The 15,172-nt window shown below is 73.5% G+C and carries 15 protein-coding genes; 9 read left to right on the top strand and 6 right to left on the bottom strand.

Going from position 1 to position 15,172, the window contains the following annotated elements; all coding sequences use genetic code 11:
- Positions 1-35: 35 nt before the first annotated feature.
- The gene (locus AB0C04_RS22915; protein ID WP_357057852.1) at positions 36-518 is read right to left on the bottom strand and encodes a hypothetical protein; all 483 of its coding nucleotides are present in this window, start codon (positions 516-518) and stop codon (positions 36-38) included.
- Positions 519-612: 94 nt separating this feature from the next.
- Here AB0C04_RS22915 and AB0C04_RS22910 point away from each other — a divergent pair, with 94 nt between their 5' ends.
- The gene (locus AB0C04_RS22910) at positions 613-1,671 is read left to right on the top strand and encodes an aldo/keto reductase (protein WP_357057850.1); all 1,059 of its coding nucleotides are present in this window, start codon (positions 613-615) and stop codon (positions 1,669-1,671) included.
- Positions 1,672-1,692: 21 nt separating this feature from the next.
- Here AB0C04_RS22910 and AB0C04_RS22905 read toward each other — a convergent pair whose 3' ends face one another.
- Positions 1,693-3,855: an elongation factor G-like protein EF-G2 gene (locus tag AB0C04_RS22905; RefSeq protein WP_357057848.1), complete on the bottom strand. Its 2,163-nt coding sequence runs from the start codon at positions 3,853-3,855 to the stop codon at positions 1,693-1,695.
- Between the two features lie 251 nt (positions 3,856-4,106).
- Here AB0C04_RS22905 and pgsA point away from each other — a divergent pair, with 251 nt between their 5' ends.
- From pgsA to AB0C04_RS22865, 8 genes are all read left to right on the top strand, one after another.
- Complete coding sequence (gene pgsA, locus AB0C04_RS22900) at positions 4,107-4,739, top strand: phosphatidylinositol phosphate synthase (RefSeq protein ID WP_357057846.1); 633 nt, start codon at positions 4,107-4,109, stop codon at positions 4,737-4,739.
- Positions 4,736-5,647: a phosphatidylinositol mannoside acyltransferase gene (locus AB0C04_RS22895; RefSeq protein ID WP_357057844.1), complete on the top strand. Its 912-nt coding sequence runs from the start codon at positions 4,736-4,738 to the stop codon at positions 5,645-5,647. Before pgsA ends, AB0C04_RS22895 begins: the two co-directional genes overlap by 4 nt.
- A gap of 1 nt (position 5,648) precedes the next feature.
- Positions 5,649-6,809, top strand: coding sequence for a glycosyltransferase family 4 protein (locus tag AB0C04_RS22890; RefSeq protein ID WP_357057842.1), 1,161 nt, complete (start codon positions 5,649-5,651; stop codon positions 6,807-6,809).
- Between the two features lie 80 nt (positions 6,810-6,889).
- Positions 6,890-7,393 carry a hypothetical protein gene (locus AB0C04_RS22885; protein WP_350872992.1) on the top strand — a complete coding sequence of 168 codons (504 nt, stop codon included), beginning with the start codon at positions 6,890-6,892 and terminating at the stop codon, positions 7,391-7,393.
- A gap of 253 nt (positions 7,394-7,646) precedes the next feature.
- Positions 7,647-8,564, top strand: coding sequence for a pyridoxal 5'-phosphate synthase lyase subunit PdxS (gene pdxS / locus AB0C04_RS22880; RefSeq protein ID WP_357057840.1), 918 nt, complete (start codon positions 7,647-7,649; stop codon positions 8,562-8,564).
- Between the two features lie 7 nt (positions 8,565-8,571).
- Positions 8,572-9,177, top strand: a complete 606-nt coding sequence (gene pdxT, locus AB0C04_RS22875; RefSeq protein WP_357057838.1) for a pyridoxal 5'-phosphate synthase glutaminase subunit PdxT — start codon at positions 8,572-8,574, stop codon at positions 9,175-9,177.
- A 306-nt stretch (positions 9,178-9,483) separates the two neighbouring features.
- The gene (locus tag AB0C04_RS22870; RefSeq protein WP_350872989.1) at positions 9,484-10,233 is read left to right on the top strand and encodes a YebC/PmpR family DNA-binding transcriptional regulator; all 750 of its coding nucleotides are present in this window, start codon (positions 9,484-9,486) and stop codon (positions 10,231-10,233) included.
- Positions 10,234-10,240: 7 nt separating this feature from the next.
- The gene (locus AB0C04_RS22865) at positions 10,241-10,855 is read left to right on the top strand and encodes a DUF402 domain-containing protein (protein ID WP_357057835.1); all 615 of its coding nucleotides are present in this window, start codon (positions 10,241-10,243) and stop codon (positions 10,853-10,855) included.
- A 138-nt stretch (positions 10,856-10,993) separates the two neighbouring features.
- Here the strand turns inward: AB0C04_RS22865 and AB0C04_RS22860 are convergent, their stop codons facing one another.
- The 4 genes from AB0C04_RS22860 to AB0C04_RS22845 form a co-directional block, all read right to left on the bottom strand.
- The gene (locus tag AB0C04_RS22860; RefSeq protein ID WP_357057833.1) at positions 10,994-12,055 is read right to left on the bottom strand and encodes an ABC transporter permease; all 1,062 of its coding nucleotides are present in this window, start codon (positions 12,053-12,055) and stop codon (positions 10,994-10,996) included.
- Positions 12,052-12,945: an ATP-binding cassette domain-containing protein gene (locus AB0C04_RS22855; protein ID WP_357057831.1), complete on the bottom strand. Its 894-nt coding sequence runs from the start codon at positions 12,943-12,945 to the stop codon at positions 12,052-12,054. The genes AB0C04_RS22860 and AB0C04_RS22855 overlap by 4 nt, the downstream gene beginning before the upstream one ends.
- A gap of 82 nt (positions 12,946-13,027) precedes the next feature.
- Positions 13,028-13,720 (bottom strand): response regulator transcription factor, encoded by a 693-nt coding sequence (locus AB0C04_RS22850; protein WP_357057829.1) that lies wholly within the window; start codon positions 13,718-13,720, stop codon positions 13,028-13,030.
- Positions 13,717-14,994, bottom strand: a complete 1,278-nt coding sequence (locus AB0C04_RS22845) for a sensor histidine kinase (protein ID WP_357057827.1) — start codon at positions 14,992-14,994, stop codon at positions 13,717-13,719. The genes AB0C04_RS22850 and AB0C04_RS22845 overlap by 4 nt, the downstream gene beginning before the upstream one ends.
- Positions 14,995-15,172 lie beyond the last annotated feature (178 nt).

Genomic DNA, 15,172 nt, shown 5'->3' with positions numbered 1-15,172 from the left:
CGCCGGTCGGCCGCCGCGGCCCGAGGCCGTGCCGGTCAGTCGCCGCGCAGCGCGGTGACCAGCTCGGGCCAGCTCTCCACCCGGTGTACGAGCGGCAGGTGGACGTCGTGCCGGGCCACCTCCGCCGCCCGGGGGCGGAAGAGGTAGCGGTGCGGCACCGAGTCGAGGTAACCCAGCACCTCGAGCTTGTCGTCGACGAAGTGGGTCAGCCCGAGCCGGCGGGCGATCGGAGCCTTAGCCGGCCGGGTACGGCAGAAGTGCACCCGCCGCACCGGTATCCCCGTGCGGGTGTGGAAGTCGTGGTGGACCAGCCACTCCCGGGTCCGCCGCTCGGTGTCCTCACCGCACTTGCTGACCAGGTGCACCTCGTCGAACGGCCCGGCGGCCAGCGTGGCCAGCGCCTCGAACGCTCCGGCGACGACCGGCGTGCGCAGGTAGTGCTCCCCGAAGAACGAGGTGTCGGCGTCGTCGTCGGCCGGTTCGATGATCACGCCGCCGATGTCCACTCCCAGCCGCATACGGTCGATCATGCCGTACCGGTCGGCGTGCCGCCGTCCACCGGGTTGGCTGAGATGTTGCCGTCGAGCGGACTCGAGGTGGCAGGATCGGCCGATGGCAGTCACGACGCGCCCTTTGGGGCGTAGCGGCATCGAGGTCAGCGCCCTGGGCATGGGGTGCTGGGCGATCGGCGGCCCCTGGGCCGAGGGCAGCCAGCCGCTGGGCTGGGGCGCCGTCGACGACGAGGAGTCGGTCCGCGCGGTGCGCCGGGCGCTCGACCTGGGCGTCACCCTCTTCGACACCGCCGACACGTACGGGGCGGGCCACAGTGAGCGGATCCTCGGTCGGGCGCTGGCCGGCCGGCGCGACGCTGCGGTGATCGCCACCAAGTGGGGCTACACCTTCGACGAGGCGACCCGGCAGGCCACCGGGCACGACGCCTCGCCGGCCTACCTGCGCCGGGCGGTCACCGACTCGCTGCGCCGGCTCGGCACCGACCGGATCGACCTGTACCAGCTGCACCTCGCCGACCTGCCGGTGCCCCGCGCCGAGGCGCTGATCGGCACGTTGGAGGAGCTGGTCGCCGACGGGCTGATCCGGGCCTACGGCTGGAGCACCGACCGCCCGGACCGGGCCGCCGCGTTCGGTCCCGGCGCCGCCGGCGCGACCGCCGTGCAGCACAACCTCTCCGTGCTCCGCGACGCCCCCGAACTGCTCGCCGTCTGCGACAAGTACGACCTGGCCAGCGTCAACCGGGGGCCGCTCGGGATGGGACTGCTCACCGGCAAGTACACCGCCGCGTCCACGCTGCCCCGCGACGACGTACGCGGGCTCGCGCCCGGCTGGCTGGAGTGGTTCCGCGGCGGCCGGCCGGCGCCGGAGTGGCTACGCCGGGTCGCCGCGGTGCGGGCGGCGCTGACCGGCGACGGACGCACTCTGGCCCAGGGCGCGCTCGGCTGGATCTGGGCGCGCAGCGGGCGGACCATCCCGATCCCCGGCTGCCGTACCGTCGCCCAGGTGGAGGAGAACGCCGCGGCGCTCGACCGCGGCCCGCTCGCGCCCGACCAGTTCGCCGAGGTGGAGCGGCAGCTGGCCGCCCTGCGCTCGGCGGCGCTGCGGGGCGCCGACCACGCCCACTGGCCCGCCCCGGCCCTCCCCGCCGTCCACCCCTGACCGGCCCCGCTCCGCGGGTGATCAGGGGTGGGCGTTCTGTTCCTTGCGGATCTGGTCGGCCAGGTGGGCGGGCATGGGGTCGTGGCGGACGAAGCCGCGGCGGAAGGTGCCGGTGCCGGCGGTCATCGAACGCAGCTCCACCGCGTAGCGCAGCAGCTCGGTGGCGGGCACCTCGGCGCGCACCAGGGTGCGGCCCTCGCCGTCCGGGTCCGGCTCGGTGCCGAGCACCCGGCCACGCCGGCCGGAGAGGTCGCCCATCACCGCGCCGACCGAGCCGTCCGGCACCCGGATGGTCACCTCGTCGACCGGCTCCAGCAGGGCCGGCTGGCCCTTCTCGGCCGCGTCCCGCAGCGCCAGCGCCCCGGCGGTCTGGAACGCCGCGTCCGAGGAGTCGACGCTGTGCGCCTTGCCGTCGACGAGGGTGACCCGCAGGTCCACCATCGGGTGGCCGGCGAGCACGCCCCGCTCCATCTGGGCCCGGACCCCCTTCTCCACCGAGGGGATGTAGTTGTGCGGCACCGCGCCGCCGACCACCCGGTCGACGAACTCGAAGCCGCCACCGCGGGGCAGCGGCTCGACCTCGATGTCGCAGACGGCGTACTGGCCGTGGCCGCCGGACTGCTTGACGTGCCGGCCGTGCCCCCGCGCCGCGGCGGTGAACGTCTCCCGCAGCGCCACCCGCACCGGCTCGGTCTCCAGCTCGACGCCGCCGGCGCGCAGCCGGTCCAGCACCACGTCGGCGTGCGCCTCACCCATGCACCAGAGCACCAACTGGTGGGTCTCCGGGTTGCGCTCCAGCCGCATGGTCGGGTCGCCGGCAACCAGTCGGGCCAGGTTGCGGGCCAGGGCGTCCTCGTCGGACCGGCTCTTGGCCACGATCGCCACCGGCAGCAGCGGCTCGGGCATCTCCCACGGCGCGATCAGCAGCGGATCGTCCTTGGCGGAGACCGTGTCGCCGGTCTCCGCGCTGCCCGACTTGGTGATCGCGCAGATGTCGCCGGCGACGCAGGCCGACACCTCGCGCAGCGCGACGCCGAGCGGGGTGTAGACGTGCCCGACCCGCTCGTCGGCGTCGTGGTCGGGGTGTCCGCGCTCGGCCAGACCGTGCCCGGAGACGTGCACGGTCTGCTCGGGACGCAGCGTGCCGGAGAAGACCCGGACCAGGGAGACCCGCCCCACGTGCCGGTCGATCGTCGTCTTGACCACCTCGGCCACCAGCGGGCCGTCGGGGTCGCAGGTCAGCGGCGGCCGGGGGGAGCCGTCCACCCCGGCGACCGCGGGCAGCTCGTGCTCCAACGGCGACGGGAAGGCGGCGGTGAGCACCTCCAGCAGCGCGTCCAGCCCGACGCCGGTCTCCGCGCAGACCGGCACCACCGGGTAGAAGTGCCCGCGCGCGACGGCCTTCTCCAAGTCGTCGATGAGCACGTCGGTGCCGATCTCCTCGCCCTCGAGGTAGCGGTCCATGAGCGACTCGTCCTCGCTCTCCGCGATGATCCCCTCGATCAGCTCGTCGCGGGACTCGGTGATCGCCGGCAGGTGCTCCGGATCCGGCTCGCGGACGTCGGCGGGCAGCCCGCCGGTGTAGTCGAAGACCCGGCGGGTGATCAGGCCGAGCAGGCCGACCGTGGAGACCCCGTCGTCGCCGAGCATCGGCAGGTAGAGCGGCATCACGTTGTCGCCGAAGACGCGCTGGCAGAGCGCCACCGCCTCGTCGAAGTCGGCGCGCGGGTGGTCGAGCCGGGCGACGGCGACCGCCCGGGGCATGTCCACCGCCGCGCACTCCTCCCACAGCGCCGCGGTGGCCGCGTCCATCCCGTCGGCCGCGGAGACGACGAAGAGCGCGGCGTCGGCGGCCCGCAGCCCGGCGCGCAGCTCACCGACGAAGTCGGCGTAGCCGGGCGTGTCCAGCAGGTTGACCTTGATGCCGTTGTGCAGCAGGGGTGCGCAGGCCAGGCTCACCGAGCGCTGCTGGCGCACGGCGGCCGGGTCGTGGTCGCAGACCGTGGTGCCGTCGGTCACCGTGCCGGCGCGGCTGATCGTGCCGCTCGCGGTGAGCAGCGCCTCGACCAGGGTCGTCTTGCCCGCGCCGGAGTGCCCGACGAGCACCACGTTGCGAACCCTCGCGGGGTCGGTCACCACCGGCGCGCCGCCGGTGACACCCTTCTCCTGACTCTTCTGCGCCATCGGGCGCACCTCCCTCAGCCGGTGGTTGGTGGCGAACGCCGCGCGTGACGGGAAGCGGCCCGGGGCGAGTGCGCGGCGATATCCTCCGGTGTCCGCTGCACAGCGGGTTTCCAGACGGTCAGGAGGGTGAGCTGGCTCACCTCCTGGCTCGATCAGACACCCGTTGCGGGGTGCGCACAAGCCTCCGCACCGAGGCTCCACTGACCGGCCGTATCGCCGGACCTGCGGGGACCGTTATCGTGGGGACCGCCATGGCGAAGATCTTCCAAGTGTCGGCCCGCGCGGGGATGACCCGCGTCATTGAGCCGCTTGCCCGCGCCCTGCTCCGTGCGGGCGTCACTCCCAACGCGGTCACCGTGACCGGGACCGTCGGCGTGCTGGTCGGCGCGCTCGGCTTCGGCGCCCGCGGTCACCTGGTCGCCGGCGCGCTGATCGTCACGGTCTTCGCGCTCACCGACCTGCTCGACGGCACGATGGCCCGGATGAGCGGCGGCTCCACCCGGTTCGGCGCGTTCCTCGACTCGAGCATGGACCGGGTCGCCGACAGCGCCGTGTTCGGCGCGGTGGCGTACTGGCTGGCCACCCAGCACCAGTTCTCCGGTGTGGCCGCCGCGCTGCTCTGTCTGGCCGCCGGCGCCCTCGTCTCGTACGTCAAGGCCCGGGCCGAAGGGCTCGGCATGACCTGCAACGTGGGCATCGCCGAGCGCACCGAGCGGCTGCTGATCGTCGGCGTCGGTGGCCTGCTCACCGGCTTCGGCCTCGACCCGGCGCTGGAGACCGCGCTCTGGCTGCTCGCCGCCGTGTCGATCTTCACGGTCGGTCAGCGGATGACGCACGTGTACCGGCAGGCCCAGCGGGTGCACACGCCGGGTGGAAACGGGTGAATCTCACCGAGCTCGGCTACGTCGCCGGCTGGCGGGTGATCCGCGCGTTGCCGCGGCCCCTCGTGGCCGCGGCGTTCCGGGCCGGCGCCGACCGCACCCACCGGCGCGGCGGCGGAGGTACGGACCGACTGCGCGCGAACCTGCGCCGGGTGGTCGGGCCCGACCTGCCCGAGGCCGAGTTCGACGCGCTGGTCCGACGGGCCCTGCGGTCGTACGCCCGGTACTGGATGGAGGCGTTCCGGCTGCCCGCGCTGAGTCGCGAGCAGATCCTGGCCGGGTTCCGCCTCGACGGCGAGGAACTGCTCGCCGCCGACGTGGCCGCCGGCCGAGGCGCGGTGGTGGCGTTGCCGCACGCCGGCAACTGGGACGCCGCGGGCGCCTGGGTGGCCGCCACCGGCTGGCCGATCACCACGGTGGCCGAGCGGCTCAAGCCGGAGGGCGTCTACGAGCGCTTCCTCGCCTTCCGGCAGAGCCTGGGCATGGAGATCCTGCCCACCCACGGCGGTGCGCGCCCCGCGTTCGACGTGCTGGTCGACCGGCTGCGAGCCGGCGCGGTGGTGCCGCTGCTGGCCGACCGGGACCTCTCCGCGCGGGGCATCGAGGTCGACTTCTTCGGGGCCCGGACCCGGATGCCGGCCGGGCCGGCGCTGCTGGCCCTGCGCACCGGAGCGCCGCTCTACGTGGCCTCCATGTGGTACGAACCGGACGCGGCGCACGCGGCGCTCGAGGGGCCGCTGCCGGTGCCCGGACCGGACGAGGGGCCGCTCGACCAGCGGGTGCGGATGCTGACCCAGCGGGTCGCCGACGCTTTCGCCGCGGGCATCGCCCGGCATCCGGAAGACTGGCACATGCTCCAGCGGATGTGGCTGGACCAGCGGAGCCCGACGGTCGCGAACAAGGGTCGTTGACGTGCGGGTCGGCATCGTGTGCCCGTACTCCTTCGACGTGCCGGGCGGGGTGCAGAACCACGTCATGGACCTCGCCGAGGCGCTGATCGCGCTCGGTCACGAGGTCAGCGTCCTCGCGCCGGCCGACGAGGACTCCCCGGTGCCGCCGTACGTGGTGTCGGCCGGCCGGGCGGTCCCGCTGCCCTACAACGGCTCGGTCGCCCGGATCGCGTTCGGCCCGGTCTCCACCGCCCGGGTACGCCGCTGGCTCACCCGGGGCGACTTCGACGTGCTGCACGTGCACGAGCCGTTGACGCTGAGCCTGTCCCTGCTCGCGGTGCTCTCCGCCCGGGGGCCGGTGGTGGCCACCTTCCACACCGCGATCACCCGGTCCCGGGCGCTGGCCGCCGCCCAGGGCGTGCTCCAGATCGTGCTGGAACGCATCACCGCCCGGATCGCGGTCAGCGCGCTGGCTCGCAAGGTGCAGGTCGAGCACCTGGACGGTGGCGCGGTGGAGATCCCGAACGGGGTGGCGGTCGCCAAGTTCGCCGACGCGGAGCCGCTGCCCGGCTGGCCGGGGGAGTGCGGGCCGGGCACCGGCGGCACGATCGGCTTCCTGGGCCGGTTCACCGAGGCGCGCAAGGGCTTCCCGGTGCTGCGCGACGCCTTCATCGAGCTGGCCCCGCACCGCCCCGGCCTGCGGCTGCTGGTGGCCGGGCCGGGCGACCCGGACGACCTGTTCGACCAGTTCCCGGCCGCGCTGCGGGACCGGGTCACCTTCCTCGGCCTGGTGTCCGAGGCGGACAAAGCCCGCATGCTGCGCAGCGTGCACCTCTACGTGGCGCCGAACATCGGCGGCGAGTCGTTCGGCATGATCCTCACCGAGGCCCTGGCCGCCGGGACGACGGTCGTCGCCAGCGACCTCGACGCGTTCCGTCGGGTGCTCGACGGCGGTCGAGCCGGGCGGCTCTTCCCGACCGGGAACCCGGCGGCGCTGCGTGCCGCGCTGGTCGAGCTGCTCGACGACCCGCCGGCCCGGGCGGGGTTGACCGCCTGCGGCGACCAGGTGGTGGCGCACTTCGACTGGCCCACGGTGGCGAAGCGGGTCGTCGAGGTCTATGCGGCGGCGATCGAGGCCACCGACGGGCGGGTCATCGACCAGGAGTGGGTGGGGCTGGGCTGAGCCGCGTGCCGGACGGCGCCGGCGTGACCTTGTCCCCGTGCCGGCCGGACCGGCGCGAGCGGAAGTGGAGCAGCACTACGATGCCGGGCATGTGGTGGGTGACGGGAGCGATCGTGGCCGTCGGGCTGCTCTCGACGTACCTGATCTGGACCGCCGGCCGGGTCGAGCGGCTGCACGCCCGCGCGGAGTCGGCCGCCCGCGCCCTCGACGCCCACCTGTTGCGCCGCGCGGCGGCCGCCGCGGTGCTCGCCGAACGGCGCTACGGCGTCGAGCTGTACGCGGCGGCGCGGATCGCGCTCGACGCCCGCCCGGACGAGCGCGAGGCCGCCGAGAACGACCTCACCCGGCAACTGCGGGTGGTGCAGCTCGACCCGGCCGACCCGGACTGCGAGGCGGTCATCGCGGCCAGCCGCCGGCTCGCCCTGGCCCGGCAGGTGCACACCGATCTGGTCCGCGACGCCCGGTCGGCCCGTGGTCGCCCGCTGGTCCGCCTGTTGCGGATGGGACGCGGGCGGGAGTGGCCGCGCTACTTCGACATCGACGACCCGACGCTCACCGTCCCCGCCGACGTCCCCACCGGCTGACCGCCTCCGCGCCATTTGATCCACTCCGTCTCGCCGATGTGGCGGTGTCCCGGCCGTCCGGATACCGCCACATCGGCGACCTGGAGTGGTTCAGGCGGGTTGTCGCACTGCCGGCGCGGGCGGCGGCGGGGGTGCCGGTGATGGGCGACACATTGCAGGCCACCGGGGGTCTGATTGGCTGTCGGACCGGCGTTGACCCCGGCGTAGCATTTTTGCTTGCCACCCGCCGAGCACGTTCGAGGAGCGATAACCCGTGCCCGAAGCCACCGCCCAGAACCCCAGCGCCAGCCCGGTCGTCGGCACCGCCCGCGTGAAGCGCGGCATGGCCGAGATGCTCAAGGGTGGCGTGATCATGGATGTGGTCACCGCCGAGCAGGCCAAGATCGCTGAGGACGCCGGCGCGGTCGCGGTGATGGCGCTGGAGCGGGTGCCCGCCGACATCCGCGCCCAGGGTGGCGTGTCCCGGATGAGCGACCCGGACATGATCGACGGCATCATCAACGCCGTCTCGATCCCGGTGATGGCCAAGGCCCGCATCGGTCACTTCGTGGAGGCGCAGATCCTCCAGTCGCTCGGCGTCGACTACGTCGACGAGTCCGAGGTGCTGACCCCGGCCGACTACGCCAACCACATCGACAAGTGGGCGTTCACCGTCCCGTTCGTGTGCGGCGCGACCAACCTGGGCGAGGCCCTGCGTCGGATCACCGAGGGCGCGGCCATGATCCGCTCCAAGGGCGAGGCCGGCACCGGTGACGTCTCCAACGCCACCACCCACATGCGCAAGATCCGCCAGGAGATCCGCCGGCTCAGCTCGCTGCCCACCGACGAGCTCTTCGTCGCGGCCAAGGAGCTGCAGGCCCCGTACGAGCTGGTCAAGGAGGTCGCCGAGACCGGCAAGCTGCCGGTGGTGCTCTTCACCGCCGGCGGGATCGCCACCCCGGCCGACGCCGCGATGATGATGCAGCTCGGCGCCGAGGGCGTCTTCGTCGGCTCGGGCATCTTCAAGTCCGGCAACCCGGCCCAGCGCGCCGCCGCGATCGTCAAGGCGACCACCTTCCACGACGACCCGGACGTGCTGGCGAAGGTCTCCCGCGGCCTCGGCGAGGCGATGGTCGGCATCAACGTCGACGAGATCCCGCAGCCGCACCGGCTGGCCGAGCGCGGCTGGTGACCGCCGCGTGAGCGACGTACCCGTCATCGGGGTGCTCGCCCTGCAGGGTGACGTCCGCGAGCACCTCGCCGCCCTGGCCGCGGCGGGCGCGGACGCCCGCCCGGTGCGCCGCCGGCACGAGCTGGACGCCGTCGACGGGCTGGTCATTCCAGGCGGCGAGTCCACCACGATCAGCAAGCTGGTCGACATCTTCGAGCTGCGCGAGCCGATCGACAAGCGGATCGCCGCCGGCATGCCGGTCTACGGCTCCTGCGCCGGGATGATCATGCTGGCCACCGAGGTGCTCGACGGCCGGGCCGACCAGCGCGGGTTCGACGGCATCGCGATGACCGTCCGCCGCAATGCGTTCGGCCGGCAGGTCGACTCGTTCGAGGCGTCCGTGGAGATCGCCGGGGTCGACGGGGAACCGTTCCACGCGGTGTTCATCCGGGCGCCCTGGGTCGAGCGGGTCGGCGCCGGCGTCGAGGTGCTGGGCCGGGTCAGCGAGGGCCCGGCGGCCGGCCGGGTCGTGGCGGTGCGGCAGGGCAACCTGGTGGCCACCTCGTTCCACCCCGAGTTGACCGGCGACCGCCGGCTGCACCGCTACTTCGTGGACCTGGTCCGCGCCGCCTGACCCCCCGCCCGGCCCGCCCGTTCTCGGCTCCGAAAACGGGCGGCGCGCCGGTGGCCCGAGCGGCCGGCGGGCATGATTTGCGGTCCGCGGTCGTTGTGTCTGGGGTGCGCCCGGGTGCCCGGCGCCGTCCCCGGTGGTAGCCGGGTGTGACATGCCGGGGCATGACCTCGGTAGGATTGCCGCGGTTCGGCAGGGCCATCACCCGCGTGGCGTTTCCCGCGGGGGCCGACGGCCACCGGATCGCCCGATGCGGCGTGAATCGGCGTGCCAGTCGACGCAGGCGTGGAATGCAGACGGAGGTAGCAGATGTCCGGCCACTCAAAGTGGGCGACCACCAAGCACAAGAAGGCCGTCATCGACGCCAAGCGCGGCAAGATGTTCGCCAAGCTGATCAAGAACGTCGAGGTCGCCGCGCGGACCGGCGGCGGTGACCCGGCCGGTAACCCGACCCTCTACGACGCCATCCAGAAGGCGAAGAAGAACTCGGTCCCGAACGACAACATCGACCGCGCGGTCAAGCGCGGCTCCGGCCTGGAGGCCGGCGGCGCCGACTGGCAGACGATCATGTACGAGGGGTACGGCCCCAGCGGCGTGGCGATGCTGATCGAGTGCCTGACCGACAACCGCAACCGGGCGGCGACCGAGGTGCGTACCGCGCTGACCCGCAACGGCGGTTCCCTGGCCGACGCCGGCTCGGTGTCGTACATGTTCTCCCGCAAGGGCGTGGTGATCGTCCCCAAGACGGGGACGACCGAGGACGACGTGATGATGGCCGTGCTCGACGCCGGGGCCGAGGAGGTCAACGACCTCGGTGAGGCGTTCGAGGTGGTCTCCGAGCCGACCGACCTGATCGCGGTGCGCACCGCGCTGCAGGACGCCGGCATCGAGTACGAGTCGGCCGAGTCCTCGCTGATCCCGAGCGTCAACGTCCCGCTGGACGAGGAGGGCGCTCGCAAGATCTTCAAGCTGATCGACGTCCTGGAGGACTGCGACGACGTGCAGAACGTCTACGCGAACTTCGACGTCAGCGACGAGATCATGGCGGCGGTCGGCTGACCCGGCCGTGACGGCACGACGTTTCGCGCCGGGCGACGTGGTCGTCCGGCGCGAAGTGCTGCTCGGCGAGGTCTGGTTCGGTTGCCCGACCATCTGCGTCGAGGACTCGCCCGACCTGCTCGCCCTCTACCTGCCGCCGGGCGCCGAGTTCGGCTTCCCGGAGTCCGGCACGTTTCCGTGTGGCCGGCACCCGTGGCAGACCGCCGGGCATCGGGCCTGGAGCGGCCACGGCAAGCTGATGCTGCAACGCCCCGGCGAGGCGCACTCGGTGGACGTCTTCTGGTCGGGGCCGGAGCGCGCCTTCGCCGGCTGGTACTTCAACCTCCAGGACCCGCTGCGGCGCACCCCCGTCGGGGTGGACACCCTCGACCACGAGCTGGATCTCTGGTGGGGCGCGGACGCCGAGCGCTACGTCTGGAAGGACGTGGAGATGTTCGCGCAGCGGCTCGAGGAGGGGCGCTACCCGGGGATGGCCGACGCGATCCGCGACGAGGGCGACCGGATCGCCGCGCTGCTCGACGCGGGCGGGCGCTGGTGGGACGAGAGCTGGGCCTCCTGGCAGCCCGACCCGGCCTGGCCGGTGCCCCGGCTGCCCGCCGGCTGGGACACGGTGCCCTGCTGACCGGCGTGACCCCGCCCCGGACCACGCCGGCCGGGTGATCCACTCCGGATCGCCGACGTGGCGGTGTCCGCGTGACCGGGACACCGCCAGGTCGGCGACGTGGAGTCGACCTGGCCGCTACGACGGGGGCCTACCCGTTCAGCCGAGCGTCTCGCGGGTCCGCCAGGCCGTCCGCACCGAGGTGCGCCCGTTGGTACGCAGCAGCGCGCCCTCGTACACCCGGGCACCGGCGAGCAGGAACGCGGCGGCCGTGGCCAGCAGCAGGATCAGCGACAGCACCGGCTCCCAGCCGGCCGCGTCCCCGGTGAACAGCCGCAGCGGCATCGCGGTCGGCGCGGAGAACGGCAGGTAGGACAGCACCCGCATGGCGGTGGCGTTGTCGTTCAGGAAGATGACCGCGAAGAACGGCAGCATCACCGCGAGCTGCACCGGCATCGACACGCCGCCGATGTCCTCCAACCGGTTGACCAGCGCCCCGGCCGCCGCCCACATCGCCGCGATCAGCACGAAGCCGAGCAGGAAGAACGGCACGAACCAGCCGATCGCCGGCCCCAGCAGGGTTAGCAGCCCGGTGTCGCCGCTGAACGCCATGCCGGCCACCGCGACCAGGGCGACCAGGGCGATCTGGCCGAGGGCGAGCAGCGTCCCGGCGACCATCTTGCCGGCCAGCAGCGCCCGCACCGGCACCGCGGCGACCAGGATCTCCACGATCCGGGTCTGCTTCTCCTCGATGATGCTCTGCGCGATCTGCACGCCGAAGGTCTGCGACGTCACGAAGAAGACGAACGCGAAGACGAACGGCACCAGGAAGGCCACCACCGGGTCCACCGCGTCCGGGTCCAGCAACCGGACCGGCGGCTCGCTGCTCAGCGCGGCCACCACGTCGTCGGGGGCCTCGTCCATGGCGAGCACCGCCGGGCCGGCGACGACCGCGGCGTCCACGTCGCCGTCGCGTACGGCCTGCTCGGCGGCGCGGTCGTCGGGCACCGTCCGCACCTGCAGCCCGGCCGCGCGCAGCGGCCCGGCCGCCTGCTCGGTCACCGCCACAGTGGACGGCCCGCCGGAGAACAGCGGCGGCAGGATGGTCGCCGCCGCGGCGATGAGCAGGAAGAACAGCGTGCTGATCAGGAACGTGCGGTCGCGTAGCTTGACCCGGATCTCCCGGGCGGCGACCAGGCGGGTGGCCTCGAAGGTGTTCACTGGGCGACCTCTCGGAAGATCTCGGCGAGGGAGGGGCTGACCGGTCGGAACGCGCGGACCGGGCCGCGGGCCAGCGCCGCGTGCAGCACCTGCTGCTCGTCGGCGCCGGGGGCGAGGTCGAAGACCGCGCGGGCGCCGTCCAGGTCGACCAGGGTCACCCCGGGCTGATCGCGCAGCCAGCCGGCGTCGGCCTCCACCACCAGCTCGAAGCGGGGCGAGGTGTACGAGGCGCGCAGCTGCTCACGGCTGCCGGCGGCCCGGATCACCCCGTCCCCGATGATCACCAGGTCGTCGCAGAGCCGCTCCACCACGTCCAGCTGGTGGCTGGAGAAGAGCACCGGCACCCCGGTGGCTGCCCGCTCGCGCAGCACGGCGACGACCGTGTCCACGGCCAGCGGATCGAGGCCGGAGAAGGGCTCGTCGAGCACCAGCACCGCCGGGTCGTGCACCAGCGCGGCGGCGATCTGGGCCCGCTGCTGGTTGCCCAGCGACAGCGTCTCCAGCAGATCGTCACCGCGTTCGGCGAGGCCGACCCGCTCCAGCAGCGCGTCCGTGCCGCGGCGGGCGGCCTCGGCGGTCATGCCGTGCAGCCGGCCCAGGTAGGTCACCTGCTCCCGGACGCTCATCTTCGGATAGAGGCCGCGCTCCTCCGGCATGTAGCCGAAGCGCCGGCGGACCTCCCGGGTCAGCGGGGTGCCCTGCCAGCTCACCCGCCCGGCGTCGGCGGCGAGCACGCCGAGGATGATCCGCATGGTGGTGGTCTTGCCGGCGCCGTTGCCGCCGACGAAGCCGGTCATCCGACCGGCGACCACGTCGAAGGACACGTTCTTGAGCACCTGGCGGTCGCCGAAGCTTCGGTCGATGCCGTCGAGGGTCAGCACACTGGTCACGGCGTCCACGCTAGATCCGCGGTTGCCGGCCGCCGTCCGCCCGCCGGTGGAGATCCGGGGTCCACCGCGCGGGGGAGGCCCGTCACCCGCCCGGCCGGACCACCCCGTGCTCGTACGCGAAGACCACCGCCTGCACCCGGTCGCGCAGGCCGAGCTTGGCCAGCACCCGACTGACGTGTGTCTTCACCGTCGCCTCGCCGAGGTGCAGGTCGGCGGCGATCTCCGCGTTGCTGGCGCCCCGGGCGAGCCGGGCCAGGACGTCGCGTTCGCGCGGGGTGAGTTCGTCCAGCGCCGCCTCGCCGGTCCGCGGGTCGGCGGCGGCGCCGGGCCGGGCGAAGGTGGCGATCACCCGTCGGGTGATCTCCGGGGCGAGCAGGCCGTCGCCCCTGGCCAACACCCGGATCGCCTCGACCAGCGCCTCCGGGGTGCCGTTCTTGAGCAGGAAGCCGCTCGCTCCGGCGCGCAGCGCGGCGAAGAGGTAGTCGTCCCGATCGAAGGTGGTGAGGATCAGCACGGCCGGCCCGTCGGGGTCGTCCGTGCCGGTGATCCGCCGGGTCGCCTCCAGGCCGTCGACGCCGGGCATCTGCACGTCCATCAGCACCACGTCCGGGCGTACGGCGCGGGTCATGCTCACGGCCCGCTCACCGTCGGCGGCTTCGCCGACCACCTCGATGTCCTCCTCCACCTCGAGGATGACCCGGAACCCGGTACGGACCAGGTGCTGGTCGTCGGCGAGCAGCACCCGGATCGGCCGGTCGACGCCCGGGGTGCTCACGCCGACTCCCGTACGGCGACGGGCACCGGGAACCGGGCGCGTACCCGCCAACCGCCGCCGGCGCGCGGGCCCACCTCGAGCTCGCCGTCGTGCGTGGTGACCCGCTCCCGCATCCCGACCAGGCCCAGCCCGTCGGCGTTGGGCGGGCGGGTGGCCCGTCCGTCGTCGGTCACGTCGACCTCCACCTCGGTGGCCAGATACCGGATCCGGACGTCGAGCACGCCGGCGCCGGTGGCGTGTCTGATCACGTTGGTCACCGCCTCCTGGACGACCCGGTACACCGCCTGGGAGAGCGACTCCGGCAACGGCGTCGGGTCCCCGTACACCCCGAGGGTCGCCCGGAGCCCGGCGTCGCGGGCCCGCTCCACCACCGCGTCGACCTGGTCGATCCCCGCGGGCAGCTCGGCGCCCGGGCCGACCTCCGAGGCGCGCAGCACGCCGAGCATCCGGCGCAGCTCGTCGACGGCGTTGCGGGCGGACTCCTCGATCGCGGTCAACGCCGTGCGGGCCTTGTCCGGGCTCCGGTCGATGACCCGCCGCGCCGCCGACGCCTGCACGCCCATCACCGACACGTGGTGGGCCACCACGTCGTGCAGCTCCCGGGCGATCCGGACCCGCTCGCCGATCACCGCCCGCCCGCGCGCCTCGGCCTGCGAGCGGCGCAACTCCTCCGCCTGCGCCGCCAGCTCGTGTTGACGACGGGCGGCCAACCAGGCGGTCTCCCCGAAGAAGTACGCGAGACCGAAGTACAGGACGTTCACCAGCACGCCGCTGACGATCGCGGCGAGCACGGGCGGCACCGGCCCGACGGCGTGGGCGAACGCGTCCTCGGGGATGCTGCCGATCGAGATCGCGTAGTACACCCCCAGCCAGACGAACATGGTGGTGATGACGCCGATCCGCAGCCGCCGGGCCATCCGGCGGTCCTGCCCCCACGCGCCGAGGGTGTAGAGGGCGGCGAACAACGCCCACGAGGAGAGCTGCGTCTCCGGGGCGGAGCGCGCCTGCGCGGCGATGAACGCCGCCGACACGACCAGCGTGACCGTCGCAGGGAACCGCCGCCGCCAGATGAGCGGCAGGGTCACCGCGACGGTCCAGAGGATCTGCTCCGGCCAGGACGGCGGCGGGCCGAGCAGGAACGCTCCGGTGCTGCGGGTCAGGGTGAGGCTGAACAGAGCGAGCACGGTGATGGCCAGTCCGCCGTAGAGGTCCAGGCGCCGCTGCTCCGGGGTGGGCCCGCGCCGACGCCATTCGTCGCCCGTGTCGGTGTTCACCCGCACGAGGATGTCACCTCACCGAGCTGGCGACGAACCTGGCCGACGTGCCGGTGGTCAGCGCCTTCGGACGTGCCGCGGCCCGGCACCCACGTGGGTGCCGGGCCGCGCCCGGTAAGCGGGGGGATTGGCGGTTTGGGGTGGCCTTTTTTTCGCAGTTGATTTTTTTCCCAAGACT

It is taken from the genome of Micromonospora sp. NPDC048909, from assembly GCF_040649635.1.
Classification (GTDB): Bacteria; Actinomycetota; Actinomycetes; order Mycobacteriales; family Micromonosporaceae; genus Micromonospora.
This window is presented reverse-complemented; position numbering and strand designations above follow the sequence as displayed.